General features: G+C 70.1%; 11 protein-coding genes. 5 read left to right on the plus strand and 6 right to left on the minus strand.

Annotation, left to right across the window (positions count from 1 at the left end; genetic code table 11):
- Positions 1-153: 153 nt before the first annotated feature.
- The 3 genes from mmuM to ABT352_RS28315 all read right to left on the minus strand — a co-directional run bounded on the left by mmuM (position 154) and on the right by ABT352_RS28315 (position 4,298).
- Positions 154-1,026: a homocysteine S-methyltransferase gene (mmuM, locus tag ABT352_RS28305; protein ID WP_350947986.1), complete on the minus strand. Its 873-nt coding sequence runs from the start codon at positions 1,024-1,026 to the stop codon at positions 154-156.
- 150 nt (positions 1,027-1,176) lie between these two features.
- Positions 1,177-3,540: a VIT domain-containing protein gene (locus ABT352_RS28310; RefSeq protein WP_350947987.1), complete on the minus strand. Its 2,364-nt coding sequence runs from the start codon at positions 3,538-3,540 to the stop codon at positions 1,177-1,179.
- Positions 3,537-4,298 carry a MerR family transcriptional regulator gene (locus tag ABT352_RS28315; protein WP_350947988.1) on the minus strand — a complete coding sequence of 254 codons (762 nt, stop codon included), beginning with the start codon at positions 4,296-4,298 and terminating at the stop codon, positions 3,537-3,539. The genes ABT352_RS28310 and ABT352_RS28315 overlap by 4 nt, the downstream gene beginning before the upstream one ends.
- Positions 4,299-4,420: 122 nt before the next feature.
- Here ABT352_RS28315 and ABT352_RS28320 point away from each other — a divergent pair, with 122 nt between their 5' ends.
- The gene (locus tag ABT352_RS28320) at positions 4,421-4,888 is read left to right on the plus strand and encodes a Dps family protein (RefSeq protein WP_350947989.1); all 468 of its coding nucleotides are present in this window, start codon (positions 4,421-4,423) and stop codon (positions 4,886-4,888) included.
- 512 nt (positions 4,889-5,400) lie between these two features.
- Here the strand turns inward: ABT352_RS28320 and ABT352_RS28325 are convergent.
- Positions 5,401-5,733 (minus strand): hypothetical protein, encoded by a 333-nt coding sequence (locus ABT352_RS28325; protein WP_350947990.1) that lies wholly within the window; start codon positions 5,731-5,733, stop codon positions 5,401-5,403.
- A gap of 204 nt (positions 5,734-5,937) precedes the next feature.
- Between ABT352_RS28325 and ABT352_RS28330 the strand changes: the two genes are divergently transcribed.
- From ABT352_RS28330 to ABT352_RS28340, 3 genes are all read left to right on the plus strand, one after another.
- A complete protein-coding gene (locus ABT352_RS28330) occupies positions 5,938-6,834 on the plus strand; it encodes a helix-turn-helix domain-containing protein (RefSeq protein ID WP_350947991.1) in 897 nt (298 codons plus the stop codon).
- Positions 6,831-7,061, plus strand: coding sequence for a DUF397 domain-containing protein (locus ABT352_RS28335; protein ID WP_350947992.1), 231 nt, complete (start codon positions 6,831-6,833; stop codon positions 7,059-7,061). The genes ABT352_RS28330 and ABT352_RS28335 overlap by 4 nt, the downstream gene beginning before the upstream one ends.
- Before the next feature lie 162 nt (positions 7,062-7,223).
- Positions 7,224-7,640 (plus strand): nuclear transport factor 2 family protein, encoded by a 417-nt coding sequence (locus tag ABT352_RS28340; RefSeq protein ID WP_350947993.1) that lies wholly within the window; start codon positions 7,224-7,226, stop codon positions 7,638-7,640.
- A gap of 106 nt (positions 7,641-7,746) precedes the next feature.
- On the opposite strand, the gene ABT352_RS28345 is transcribed toward ABT352_RS28340, so the two are convergent.
- Entirely contained in the window at positions 7,747-8,745 is a 999-nt protein-coding gene (locus tag ABT352_RS28345; protein ID WP_350947994.1) for an SDR family NAD(P)-dependent oxidoreductase, read from the minus strand.
- 82 nt (positions 8,746-8,827) lie between these two features.
- On the opposite strand from ABT352_RS28345, the gene ABT352_RS28350 reads away from it, so the two are divergent.
- The gene (locus ABT352_RS28350) at positions 8,828-9,430 is read left to right on the plus strand and encodes a TetR/AcrR family transcriptional regulator (protein ID WP_350947995.1); all 603 of its coding nucleotides are present in this window, start codon (positions 8,828-8,830) and stop codon (positions 9,428-9,430) included.
- Between the two features lie 252 nt (positions 9,431-9,682).
- On the opposite strand, the gene ABT352_RS28355 is transcribed toward ABT352_RS28350, so the two are convergent.
- Positions 9,683-13,024, minus strand: a complete 3,342-nt coding sequence (locus ABT352_RS28355) for a P-loop NTPase fold protein (RefSeq protein ID WP_350947996.1) — start codon at positions 13,022-13,024, stop codon at positions 9,683-9,685.
- Positions 13,025-13,182: the final 158 nt, after the last annotated feature.

The raw sequence follows: 13,182 nt of genomic DNA on the forward strand, positions 1-13,182 counted from the left end.
TGCCGGCGTGCCCACTCCGAAAGCTTCACGCGCGCAAGATACATGACTACGTGTGATCATCTTTGCTTATAAAAAATTGAGCAATTGCCAACCCCCTTCAGGCAGGAGATCCGGCGTTCGCGGGCGTGGCAGGAGCGGTGGCCGGTCAGGACCTCACGGGGTGTCCGCCCCCGTGAGGTGGGCGCGGATCTGGCGGATGTGCTCCGGGGTGGTGCGGCAGCAGCCGCCGACGAAGGCCGAGCCGGCGGCGGTCCACTCGGCCGCGGCCTCCCCGAACTCCACCGGGTCGGCCAGCCCGAGCCAGCGCCGGTTCGCGGAGTCCCAGACCTCGCCCGAGTTGGGGTAGACCATGGTGGGCTTGCCCTTGATCTGCGAGATCAGGCTGGGCACGTGGCGCGGTGCCGTGCAGTTGACGCCGATCGCGATCACCTGGGGGTTGCCGGTGAACAGACCGGCCGCCATCTTGAGCGGGGTGCCGTCGTTGATGTGCTCGCCGTCGCGGCAGGAGAAGCTCACCCACGCCCGCATCCCCGGCGTCTCGGCGAGCAGCCGCCTCAGCGCCCTCGCCTCGGTGTAGGACGGGATGGTCTCGCAGGCCATCAGGTCGGCCTCGCTGTCGGCCAGGATGTGCCAGCGGTCGCGGTGCCAGTCGGTGAGGCCGTCCTCGTCGAGGTCGTAGGCGCCGGTGTACTCGGCGCCGTTGGCCAGATAGGCGCCGTACGGGCCGACGCTCGCGGCCACCGTGCCCGAACCGTGGGCGTCCCTGGCCTGGGCGGCCAGGTGCACGGAGAGCAGGATGAGGTCCTCGGCCTCGGTGGCGCTCAGCCCTCGCTTCACGAACGCGGGGATGCTCGCCTGATAACTCGCCGTTATCGCCACCTCGGCGCCGGCGGTGAAGTAGTCGAGATGCGCCTGCCGGATCACGGAGGGGTTCTCCAGCAGGAGTTTCGCCGACCAGAGGTCGTCTCGCAGGTCCGCGCCCAGCTCCTCCAAATGGGTGGCCAGGCCGCCGTCCAGAATCACCATCCCGCTACTTTATGTGGCACGGCCGAGGTTGGAACCCCGCTCTTCCCGTCCCCGGCCCACTCTGTCCCTTATCGGCCCCGCCGCCCCTCAGGTCGCCGCCGTGGCGTCCCGTGGGTCCCGCTCCGTTCTTCGGGGCGGCGGGACCGGGGGTCACCGCTTCCAGAACGGACGTCGCCCGGTGGAACCCGTCAGGGACTCCAGGACCTCCACAGCCCTCCGCCACAGGACGTCCACGTCCCCACCGGCCTGCAGCTCGCTCGCCAGGGCGGCGAGTTCGGCGTGGCCGCCGAGGTAGACGACGAGGGCCGCGAGGCGGCTGCCCAGGTCCTCCAGCAGGAGCAGCCGCTCGGCGGCGGGCAGGGAGGCCGCGGCGCGCAGCCGCTTCAGCTCCTCGGCGAGTTGCTCCTTCGGCGGGTCCTGGGGGGCGCCCTGGGACCTGCCGCGCTTCGGGGCGGCCCCCGCCGGTGCGGGACGCAGCATCCTGGCGCGGTCGTCGAAGCCTCCGGCCGCCGCCTCGTGCGGCATGCCGCCGACGGCGGGGCTCGCCGCGAACCTCGGCATGGAGCCGGGGCGGGCCATCCCGGGCGGTCCCGTGGGCGCGGGGGGCGGCGGGGCCGCCGCGTTCTCGAAGGCCATCGAGGTCATCATCATCGGAGCGGCGGCGATCGGGTTCTCCCAGCCGCTGGGCGGCTCCACCGGCTGGATCACCCGGTGTCCGGGACCGCCCTCGGCGACCACCTGCGTGTCGACCGCGACGAAGGCGGTGAACCTGCAGAGCACCCCGTACCTGAGCGAGGTCTCGACGATCTCGGCCTCCAGCGACCGGTCACCGGCCGCGTAGCGGTCCTCCAGGGCACGCAGCCGCGCCCGCGCCCAGATCGCCCGTACGGCCGGATTGCGCACCACGGAGGCGGTGACCCTCCGCTCCCACGGCGAGCCGTCGGCGCCCACGCCCCGTACGGTGATCGCCCCTTCGGCGGGGCCACGGTAGCGGCCGAGCACGGTGAGCGGGACGCCCGAGTAGACCGAGCCGATGTGGCTGATCGTCTCGCTGATCAGGTCGAGCCCGTCGGCCTCGATGGACAGGTCGGTGACGAGCGGGGCGCCGATCCGGCGGTGGATGTGCTCCATCGCCTCGTCCAGCCGGTCCTCGGACTCGACCAGCTCGCACCTACCCCCTCCCACCCCGGCCAGCCTGCCCAGGAACCCGGCGTTGACCGCCCTGTCGATGCCGACCGTGTGCACCCGAACCCCGGCCAGCGCGGCGCCGGTCCGCGCCAGGATCTGGTCCTCGTTGCCGACCTGCCCGTCGGTGACGAGCACCAGCACCCGGTCCCTGGCGGAGTCGGCGAGCAGCTCGGCGGCCCGCTCCAGCGGGGACAGCATCTCGGTGCCGCCGCGCGCCTCCAACCTGGCCAGGTGCTCCACGGCCCGGTAGCGGTTGCGGTCGGACGCCTCCGACAGCCCCTCGCCGAGACCCTCCGGGTATTCCACGACGCTGTCGAAGGAGAGCACCGCGAACCGGTCGCCCGAGGTGAGCGTGTCGACGATGCGCGCGGCCGCGCGCCGGGCCGCCACCATCTTCCAGCCGGTCATGCTGCCCGAACGGTCGAGGACGAGCACCACGTCCTTGGGCCTGGCCCCCGCGGGCGCAGGTTCGGGGACGACGGTCAGTGTGAACGTGCCTTCATCGTTCTCCGGGCCGTTCTCCTCGGGGGCGAGCGCGAGGGAGGTGGAGGCGCCGGTGGCCAGGCGCAGGATGAAGTCGCGGTCCAGCCGCTCACCCGGCTGGAGGCGGATCACACCGCCCTCTTCCTGGACCACGTGCAGGCTGGAGCGGACCTCGCGCAGCTCCAGGCCCGCGGGGTCGACGGAGACGGCGAGCGAGAGGCGGACCGGGTTGGGGAAGCCGGGCAGCAGCACCGGCGGGGTGATCCGGGAGGCGTCGGGGACCGCGTCGGTGTCCGGTGCCCACCCGTCGCCCGCCCGCTCGCCGTCCAGCGGGGTGCCCGGGATGTAGCGGGGGGCGACGACCAGCGGGAAGCGGAAGGTGGCCGCGCCGTCCTCGTACGGGAGCGGCTGGTTCAGCGTGAGGTGCACGGTGACCCGCTCGCCCGGCACGATGTTGCCGACCCTCATGGTGAAGACGTCCGGCCGGTCCTCCTCGGCGATCGCGGCCCGCTTGCCCTGAGAGATCGCCTGGTCGTAGTCGGCCCTGGCCTGGCCGCGCTCCTTGAGCACACCCTCGATGACCCGGCCGTCGGCCTCCATCCTGAAGGCGGTGACGGCGGCCCGGTCGGGCAGCGGGAAGACGTACGTCGCCTCAAGCGCCACGTCGTGCGGGTTGCGGAAACCCTGGACCACCTCGACCCCGGCGCTCAGGCCGGACACGGCGGCGGTCACGTCCACGCTCTCCAGCGGCAGGTTGCCGAGCTCGGTGGCGAGCGCCCCCAGCCCGGTGTCGGGGACGGGACGGCACTCCTCCGGCGGCAGTGTTGTGATCGAGGTAATCATGGGCGAGTTCCTTCCGGAGGTGTGAGGCCGCGTTCGCGGAGGAGTGACAGGAGCCCTTCCGAGGCGGCGGCGATCTCGGCGAGGTCGTCGGGGGTGGGGGCGTGCTCACCTGTGTCGAGCAGGAGCGTCACGCCGTCCGCGAGCCGTACGCCGTGGACGGCCACGGCCTTCGGGGCGGGTGGCGAGGGCGGCGAGGGCGGCGAGGGCGGCGCGGTCCGGGTCTCGGCGGGAGTGGGAGCGGGAGCGGTGGCGGGGGGTGGTGGCGGCTGTGCGGCGTGTGCGGCGGCCGGTCGGGGCGGCGGTGCGGGCACCTCCGGTTTCACTGGTTTCACCGGCTCCGGTGACTTCGGCGGCGTCGGCGGCTTCGGTGGCGTCGGTGGCTCTGCGGGGGAGGGCGGTCCGGCCCAGAAGCGCGGGCGTGCCGGCGTGCCGGTCGCCGCCGGAGGCGGTGGGGGGTCGGGGAGACGGGCGATCGACTCCAGGGTCTGGTCGGTGGCCCCGGCCAGCTCGACCTGGATCTCGGCGATGGTGCGGCCGTCGGACTGGCGTCGCTTCACGGCGACGATCTGGAGCAGGTGGCGCCTGCCGTACATGGCGACGCGACCTCGGCGGGCCGACGGGGGGTCGAGGAGGCCGATCGTCGAATACCAGCGGATGAGGCGCTCGTTGGGCATGTCCCGCACCCGCCCGTTGAGCTGGGCGGTGGGGGCCAGCGCCGCGGATGCCCGCTCAGCCAGTTCACCGATGGTCCATTCCATGCCTCGATAGTGACACTGTAATCATGACAGTGTCAACATTTCGACCGGCATAGGGGGCGAGTAGATGGGTACGGACATTTAGCAGCAAAGAGGACACTAGGTTCGAAACAGGGGGAAACTCTATGTCTGCGATCACCAGTCCACTCAACCCGGAAGACAAGAAGGTCGTCGGCAACGTGCTCCAGGGCGCGCTCGTCGACCTGCTCGACCTGTCACTCCTGACCAAGCAGGCGCACTGGAACGTGATCGGCCACAACTTCCGGTCGCTGCACCTGCAGCTCGACAAGATCGTCTCGTCGGCGAGGAAGCACGCGGACACCGTCGCGGAGCGCGCCGTAGCCCTCGGGTGCAACCCCGACGGCCGGGCCTCCACGCTCGCCAAGACCAGCGAGGTGCCGCAACTGGAGACGGGCTACATCCACGACGGCAAGGTCGTGGCGGCGATGACGGACATCCTCGGGTCCATCGTCCGCCGAATGCGCGAGCGCATCGCGGCCACCGAGAAGCCCGACCTGGTCACCCAGGACATCCTCATCGAGATCACGCAGGATCTGGAGAAGCACCACTGGATGATCGAGGCCCAGCGCTAGATCGTCTTTCAAGGCACCCCGGCCCGTGACGGGCGGGGTGCCTTTCGTGTTTCCCGAGTGTGCGGGGTGGTTGTTCTCGGTGTTCGCTGTGGTGTTCGTGCTCGTGTGCGGGCGGGTGGGGTGCTCTTCGTGCCCGCTGCGGTGGGCGGGTGCTCCGGCCGGCCGTCTCAGTTACTGTCTGGTGTTTCAGGCCTCCGGCCTGCTCGGGCGTGGTGGTTGCGGGCTCTTTTCAAGCCGGCCGGAGCACCCGCCCACCTCCGCTGCACGTGTTCCGGCCGTACGGGGTGCGGGCCGTAGTCGCTTTCTTTCCGGCCGCCCTGGCGACCCGTCGCCGCTGAAGCGTCCTTTACCGGTCCTCCAGGGCGGGTCGCCGTAGCTGAAGCGTTCCGTGCACGACCCAGTCCAGGGCTGAGGCGCCACAGGCCATCTCGTGTTTTCCGGACCTCTGGTATTTCCAGGGCATTTCACGGCTCTCCGGACGCGGGGAGAGGGTGATCATGACCGCATGGGCACTACGACGTGGGATTCCATGTGCCGTCGTTCCCGAACCAGACCAGGTCGGAGTGGAGACGACGGGCCGCGCTGCGAGGGCTTGTCCACAGGCCGAAACCGCGGCCGTTCGCGCCGACGGTCGTCGCCGTGCCTCCCGGCAGCGCCAGCCCGTAGGCCACCACCTCGGGGTGACTCTCCTCGCTTTCGGTGAAGTCCTGGACCAGGGCGAACATGCGGGGGAGATCGCCGGTCAGCGTGTACGCACGCTCCAGAGCCACCTCTCGCGGGTGGTGCTCGCCGAAGGCCGGGCCATGGCAGGCGGATGGTTGGTCGGAACCAGGGTGGTGCTCCATGTCGGTGCTCCCTTCCGATGCTGAACCTGGGTGAAGATCTGCCGTACGGCTCCGCTCCGCCCTGATTTCTCTACGTTTTCGAGCGAACACCGAGCGTGACGGCCGACGCTTCGGTAGCGTGACATCGAATTCGAATTTGCGCAAGCTTACGTAACGAGCTTGCCGGATTTGTTCGGATTTACCCAGAAGTGGTAACAGGGCAGCGTGAACTCGAAGGAGGCAACGATGGGCGCGAGGCGAGGACCCACCCTGCGGGCGCAATGGCTCGGCAAACATCTGAAAGATTTCCGCGAGTCGGCAAAAATAACGCTCAAGCAGGCGGGAGATTACCTGCAGCGTGACGCCGCGACCATCAGCCGACTGGAGTCCGGAATTATCCCGGCGAGGGCCTCTGACGTGCTGGCACTCCTCAATCTGTACGGCGTCGACGACCATAAGATTCGTGACGGATTAGAAGAGCTGAGCCGCGATATCTGGCGCAAGGGCTGGTGGGACGGTTATGCCGCAGCTCCCCTTGGTGTGATGTTTGATCATGCCTGGCTCGAAACCCGGGCGGAGAGAATCCGCTTCTACGCAGTGATGGTCATTCCTGGTCTCTTTCAGACTCGGGACTACGCGCAGGCGGTCATCGCGGCAGGTGGCATGGATGCTTCCAGCGAGCAGATCGAGCGGTGGGTGGACTTCCGGATGGACCGGAAATGTGTGTTCGATGCCGAACCCGCTCCGAGCCTGGAGGTCATCCTTGATGAGGCTGTATTGCACCGCATGATCGGTGATTCGAAGGTGATGGGCGCCCAGTTGGAGCATCTATCCGAGATTGCGAACAGGCCGAATGTGACCATTCGGATTCTGCCGTTCACTGCTGGGGCGCACGCCAGCCTGGAGGGCTCTTTTTCGATCTTTGACATGCGAGAGCCGTATTCCGACATCGCCTGTGTGGAAACCCGGAGCGGCGCTGTTTATAGCGAAGCAGAGGGCGCCGAGAACTTCACGCGAGCGTACAATTCCATCCATAGCATTGCTCTCAACCCGGATGAGTCCGCGACTGTCATTCGGGCTGCGATCGGTCGTGTCGGACGAGCGAGAGGGAGAAGCGCATGATGATCGACCCCAAAGAACTAGTTGGTGTCGCCTGGCATATCAGTACCAGGAGCCCAGATGCGGGTGGTCAGTGTGTCGAGGCCGGTCCGCTGGGTGATGGTAGTGGGCGGGTCGCTGTGCGGCACAGTCGTCGTCCCGAGGCCGAGGTGATCGTCTACACCCGCGCTGAGTGGGAGGCGTTCGTCGGTGGTGTCAAGGACGGCGAATTCGATTTTCCCGCCCGCTGACCGTACCGGTTCACGATGAGGCACGACCTTGGGTGATGGCGTAGTCCATCGGGGTGGTGGGACGCGGTCGAGCGCGGCGCGCTTTCCAGGTTCGGCCTTCGCGAGCCCGCCCTACCTCGGCGGTAATCGACGGGTGGCATTCGAAATAGGGATGCTTGCGGCATGAGTGGTGAAACCCGTGACGTCGTGGAAGAACTGCTGGGTCGGATGGTCAAGGGCGATCACGACCGTACGGCGGAGTTGTTCGCCGAGCCGGTCGACTGGCAGCTGAACTGGCCCGCCGAGGGGCATCCGGCGGTGCCGTGGATTCGCTCTCGGTCCGGCCGGGCCGAGGTGGCGGACCATTTCCGGTCGCTGGAGGCCCATCACGTGCCCGAGCTGAACGGCACGTCGGTGACGCGGATCCTGGTCGACGGGGCGCACGCCGTCGTGTTCGGGGAGATCGTGCAGACGGTGCGGGAGAACGGGGCCGCGTACACCTCGCCGTTCGCGCTGCACCTTACCGTCGAGGACGGGCTCGTCACCCGCTATCACATCTACGAGGACAGCCTCACGGTCGCGCGGGCCCTCAGCGCCTGAAGGTGCCCGAGATGCGATCGTGAAGGGGGCCATTTGGTGTACGCCGGTGGCTCCCCGTCCCCGGACCGTGTGACTGAGCACGCGGTCCAGGATGTGGCTCACCGCGTCATGCGGAGGCCGCGTCGGAGTGGGCTCCCTGGTCAAGCAGGGCGTTGATCATCCCTTGGATTTGGTCGCGTCCGACGGTGCCGAGTGCGCCGGTCAGGGCTTGGGCGAGCTTGTCGAACGGGTCGTCCATCGGCAGTTCCTTCACCTTCTCGGCCAGTTCCGCCACGCTCCACAACCCGTCTTTGTGGATGTGCCCGCCGAGGGACCAGCCGTGGTTGACCGTGACCGTTCCGCCCCGCACCGACAGCACCTGGCCGGTGAGCGGGCAGGTTGCGCCGGCCAGGTAGGCGGCGACAGGCGCGCTGGCGGCCGGGTGCTGTGGGTCGAACCGGCCCGCCGGCGGTTCCTGGCTCATGCCGGGAACGGCGAGAGTGAGGCGGGTGCGGACCATCGAGGGTGAGATGCAGTTGACCCGCACGCCGTAGCGGCCGAGTTCGAGGGCGGCCACGGTGGTCAGCGCCGCGACCCCGGCGTTGCCCGCCGCGTAGGAGACCTGCGTGGGCAGCGGGTTGAGCAGTCCGGAGCCGGAGGAGGTGTTGACCACGGCGCGGTCGGTGTGGTCACCAGCCTGATAGCGGTCGCGCCAGTGGCGGGCCGCCCAGTGTGTCACCGCGAAGGTGCCCTTCAGCTTGACGGCCACGACGTCGTCGAAGTCCTCCTCCGACAGGTCGGTCAGGCCCATGTTGCGTTCGATGGTGGCGTTGTTGACCACGACGTGCAGGTCGCCGAAGGACTCCAGGGCCGTCTCCACCATGCGGCGGGCGCCGTCCCAGTCGGCGACGCTGTCGGTGTTGGCCACGGCCTGTCCGCCGCGAGCAGTGATCTCTTCGACGACCTTCGCGGCCACGTCGGCGTCGCCGCCCGTGCCGTTGATGGCGACGCCGGGGTCGTTGACGACGACCTGGGCACCTTCGGCGGCGAAGAACAGCGCCTCTTCACGCCCGATGCCGCGCCCTGCTCCTGTGATGAGGACGACGCGTCGGTCCAGACTTCCCATGAACGACCACCTTTCAGTGACTGCAGTCTATGTATTAATTCATACTATGCATCAATTCGGAAGATGAACTAAACTGCCCTGCGTGGTGGAAAAACACGGACTGCGAGAGCGTAAGAAGCAGCGCACCCGGCAGGCACTGATCGAGGCGGCGGTGCGTCTGTTCGAGGACAAGGGCTACGACCACGTGACCGTGGCCGAGATCGCCGACGCCGCGGAGGTCTCCCCCCGCACCTTCTTTCTCCACTTCCAGGCCAAGGAGGATGTGCTCCTGGCCAATGCTGACGTGCGCGTCGATCTGGCGCTGCAGGCGATCGCCGAGCGCCGCGCCGGAGAACGGCTGCCCGAGGTGCTGGTGCGGGCGATGGACCAGATGATCGCCAACACCTGGGACAGCGACCTCCCCAGCGGGCTCGCGGCACTTCGCGCACGGCTGGCGGCCTCGGTGCCGGCGCTACAGGCCCGGCTGCTGCAGCGTTACCTCACCGCGCAGACCGAACTGGCCCAGGCGCTGCAGCGGGCGTTCCCCGACAGGCTCGACACGATCACCGCCTCCGCCCTGGTCGGCGCGATGGTGGGCGCGGTCAGCGCATCCGCGCTGACCGCCCTGCAGCGCGGTGACGGACCTGACGAGGTACGGAACGCCATGCGGCAGGCCATGGCCTTGGTGGCGCAATCCGTCTCCTGACCAGTGGCGTCTTCGTCTGCCGGGCGATCTGCGCCGAGTCGGCCGGCACCACCGTCAGCATGCGGGAGGTCGTCGGAGTCCGCGAGACGTGAGCCGTACCGGCGGATCGTGTCCGCCGGTCTTCGAGCGTGCGCCGACGCCGACGAGCCGGGCGGAGCCGCCGTCTCAGCGTGCGAACCCGCGCCGTCCGGCAGATGAGTGCACCCCTACTCATTTCCGTCTCCATTGGTCGGAGCCGGAAGGACGCGTGCATCAGAGGAGATAGCGGGCGAGATCGGCGATGGGGTGGGGGCGGGAGAGCAGGTCGCGCAGGGTGTCCAGGTGGGCGCCGCCGGAGGTGTGGTGGGCGACGAGGCCGGTGTCGCGGACGGCCCGCTCCCAGCCCGCGTCGTCGTTCGCGGCGTCCTCAAGCCGTCGCAGCACGCTCTCCCCGTCCGTCTCCATCGCCAGCAGTGTGAGCAGGTGCGGCCACTGGACGGCGAGCGCCGCGAGCTTGGCGACCTCGCCGTCCGAGGCGGGGGCCGCCCCGGCGAGGGCGCGGCGGTAGGTGAGGAACGAGTAGAAGCGGAAGACGTTCACGTACCGCTTGATCTCGCGCGGGTTGAAGAACGTCAGGGCCGGGAGCACGAACTCGATCGCCCGGTAGGCGTTCTCGTCGCTGTAGAGGTCGTCGAAGACCCGGTCGGCGGCCTCGCGGGTCGCCGCGCAGAGACCGCCGACGGCGTCGGAGCACTGGATGCCCAGGGCGTCCTGCGCCAGGCGCGCCGCCTCGTCAAGGGTCGTCGTGGTCGGGCGCAGCGCCCAGATGGCGTCCTGCAACCGGCTCACCTGGACCGGATCGGGCGGTTCCGCCGCCTGCGATCCGGGTTCCGGTGTCTCCGTCGGCGTGCGCGGTCCTGGTCTTCGTGGCTCCGCCCGCTGTCCCGACACGGCCGCTCCCGGTGGCGCGGTGGTGCCGGGAAAGCCCGGTGTGACCGCGCCGAGCGGGGAGGGCCGTGCGGGAGGCAGGGGACCGCGCGAACGCGGTCCGGCCGGATCCGGTGGCGGGTCGAGCCGTTCCAGGGCGGCTGGGGGACCCGCCGGACGCGGTCCGGCCGGATTCGGTGTCCATGTGGTCTCCGGGGCCTGGGGTCGCGTGGTCTCCATGCTCGTGGAAACGTCTCCCGGGGAGATGCCGAGCGTGGAGACACTGCCCGTGGGGACGCTCGCGACCACGTCGGTCGCGGGCCGCGCCAGGTCGGGCACGCCCAGCAGGGCGCGTACGAAGGCGGGCAGCCGGTCGGCGTCGTCCAGCAGCGGCACGCTCAGCGGGAGCTGCACGATCTTCTCCAGGAACCGCCAGCCGAGGCCGGACCGCCCGGCACCCGGCAGCGTCCCGGCCAGTTCCGGGTAGGCCGCCTCGACGTGCGCGGCGACCACCTCGGGCTCCATCGCCAGGACGAACACGCAGTTGGGGAACTCGCCGGCGAGGAACAGGTTGATCGCCTCGATGACCTGCGCCACCGTGGCGGACGAGCAGCGGTCCAGGTCGTCCACGAACACCACCAGCGGGCGCTCCCCGGTGGCGACCAGGTCGAGGACCTGGCGCATGTCGGTCTGCACCAGGTGCAGGAAGCCGGTCCTCGACCGGTACCCGGGGCCGGCCGTGGCCTCGTTGACGAGTCCTTCCGCCGCTCCGGGGCCGAGCAGGTCGGGCTGCGTGACCAGGCCGCGGAACGCGTTGTCCGCCGACTCCCCGAAGAACCGCGCCAGCCGTAGCGCGCCCGCCCCGACCACCACCGCGGATCCGGCGGAGCCGACGGCCGCTGCGGTGTTCCCCAGGAAGGTGCCGAGCGCGGGCAGCAGCGTGGCGGCGGCGAGGAGCGCCCCGGTGAGGACGACGGTGGCGACCAGGCCGAGGGCCACCGGGGCCAGGCGGGTGAGCGCGAGGTGGTAGGCGCGGCTGCGGACCGCCTCCCGGTCGATCCTGGACAGGTTCAGCTCCAGCCAGAACCGTTCCCGCTCGGCGCGGGGCAGCCGCCGGGTGACCTGGCTGATGATCTCGTGGGCCAGTCCGGCCCAGACCTGCTCGCCGTTCTGGTACATCCACGGGTTGAACCAGACGGTGGGCCGCCAGTCCGCCGGCCGTAGCGGGAGCGGTCCCGGCTCGGCCCGACCGGCGTTCTCCCGGGGGCGCCGTCCGGTCCTGGCCAGCACCTCGGCATTGGTCAGTGCCCGTTCCGCGCGGGAGCCGGGCAGGTGGATCGGGGCGGCGGCGTCCCCGGCGGCTCCGGGGTCCAGAAGGTCCTGGATCATCCGCATCAGGGAGGTCTTGCCGGCCCCCCATGGCCCCTTGACGCCGATCGTGAGCGGGGGCCGGGTCTCCGGGTGGCGGACGAACGCGGCGATCGCCTCGGCGTAGACACGGTGTCCGAGCTGGTCCTCGGTGGTCCACCGGTCGGCGGTGAGCCTCGCCCTGGGCCGTACCGTCCGCAGCCCGGCCCTGCGACGGCGCAGCAGTGCCGAGGTCTGCGCCCGTTCGGCCGCCGACAGCCGCGAGTGGCCGAAGACCCGGACGTCGGGGTGGACGAACGTGGTCGTCTCGCCCAGCAGGCCCCACTGCCGCAGCTCGGCGGCGTCGCCGAGGATCTCGTCGATCGGCTCGTCCTCGTCGAGGAGGGCGGCCCTGCGCAGCAGTTCCCTGGCGGCCTCACTCAGGTGCAGCTCGTAGACCCGCCGTACGATCTCGACTCCGCAGGCGGGCGGGGCGTGGTCACCGAGCCGCGCCAGGACGTGGGCGAAGGCGGCGTGCGGTACGGCGGCGGTGTCCCTCGCCGGGGTGAGGGCGACCCCCGTGACGGCCCCGTACGAGATCAGGATGGGGGTGCGGGCGGCGGAGGCCGCGGCGTAGCGGGCGAGCGCGTAGGCGTGCAGGTCCCCGACGCTGATCGTCCCGTCCCCGTCGAGGTCGGCGGCCCGCGTCAGCAGGCCCTCCGCGATGACGTCGGTCAGCGTGCGCGCCGGTCCCGGCGCCGTCTCGTCGAACCTCAGGGTGAGGGTGAGCGCGGCTGCGGCGACCCTCGGCTCCCCGGCCACGGCGAGCTGCCTGACCGGTTCCGCGGAGCCGCTCAGCGCGCTCCAGCCGAAGTCGACGATCATCAGTACGGCGGCGGCGAGCGACTCGCCGACCTGCCGCCCGAACGCGCCGATCATCGATCCGAGTTGTCCGGAGGTCCAGCCGCCGTCGGCGGGCAGCCGGATCACCAGCAGGTCGCCCTCCCGCGCCGAGCGCAGCAGATTCCACACGCGTTCGCCGTCCGGGCCCGCCCCCTCGCTGACCTCGGCCTCGACGGTGAACCCCTCGGCGCGCAGGGCGCTCGCCAGCCGCGCGTCCGGTCGCGTTTCCGGGGCCGTGCCCACACCCACACCCATGCCCGCGTCGGGAGAGAGCGCGGACGGGGACGGAACCGGGGACACGGCCGGGGCGGGTGGCGAGAGCAGGGACGGTGGCGGGGGCGCGGCGGGAGGAGAGTCGAGGAAGACGAGAGCTCGGCGGGTGCCCACGTGGGGCGTGGTCTCGAAGACTGGATTCGCGAACGCGAGTCCCTCGCTCAACGGTCCTCCCGATCTGACGGCGGTCATCTAACTGTGGACGCGTCGGGCGGGGCAGATGGCGATCTTGGCGATAGGTCGACCTGTTTTGACGGATGTTTGCTCCGCGGTTTCCGCAAAGTTTGCGGCGGGGGAGCCTCGGCGTCGTCGGGGGCGGCCGA

This window comes from Streptosporangium sp. NPDC000563, assembly GCF_040299985.1.
Lineage (GTDB): Bacteria > Actinomycetota > Actinomycetes > Streptosporangiales > Streptosporangiaceae > Streptosporangium.

Excerpts from the sequence above, each read along its gene's own strand:
- mmuM (WP_350947986.1), bottom strand. The coding sequence starts at position 1,026 with ATGGTGATTCTGGACGGCGGCCTGGCCACCCATTTGGAGGAGCTGGGC.
- ABT352_RS28310 (WP_350947987.1), bottom strand. The coding sequence starts at position 3,540 with ATGATTACCTCGATCACAACACTGCCGCCGGAGGAGTGCCGTCCCGTC.
- ABT352_RS28315 (WP_350947988.1), bottom strand. The coding sequence starts at position 4,298 with ATGGAATGGACCATCGGTGAACTGGCTGAGCGGGCATCCGCGGCGCTG.
- ABT352_RS28320 (WP_350947989.1), top strand. The coding sequence starts at position 4,421 with ATGTCTGCGATCACCAGTCCACTCAACCCGGAAGACAAGAAGGTCGTC.
- ABT352_RS28325 (WP_350947990.1), bottom strand. The coding sequence starts at position 5,733 with ATGGAGCACCACCCTGGTTCCGACCAACCATCCGCCTGCCATGGCCCG.
- ABT352_RS28335 (WP_350947992.1), top strand. The coding sequence starts at position 6,831 with ATGATGATCGACCCCAAAGAACTAGTTGGTGTCGCCTGGCATATCAGT.
- ABT352_RS28340 (WP_350947993.1), top strand. The coding sequence starts at position 7,224 with ATGAGTGGTGAAACCCGTGACGTCGTGGAAGAACTGCTGGGTCGGATG.
- ABT352_RS28345 (WP_350947994.1), bottom strand. The coding sequence starts at position 8,745 with ATGGGAAGTCTGGACCGACGCGTCGTCCTCATCACAGGAGCAGGGCGC.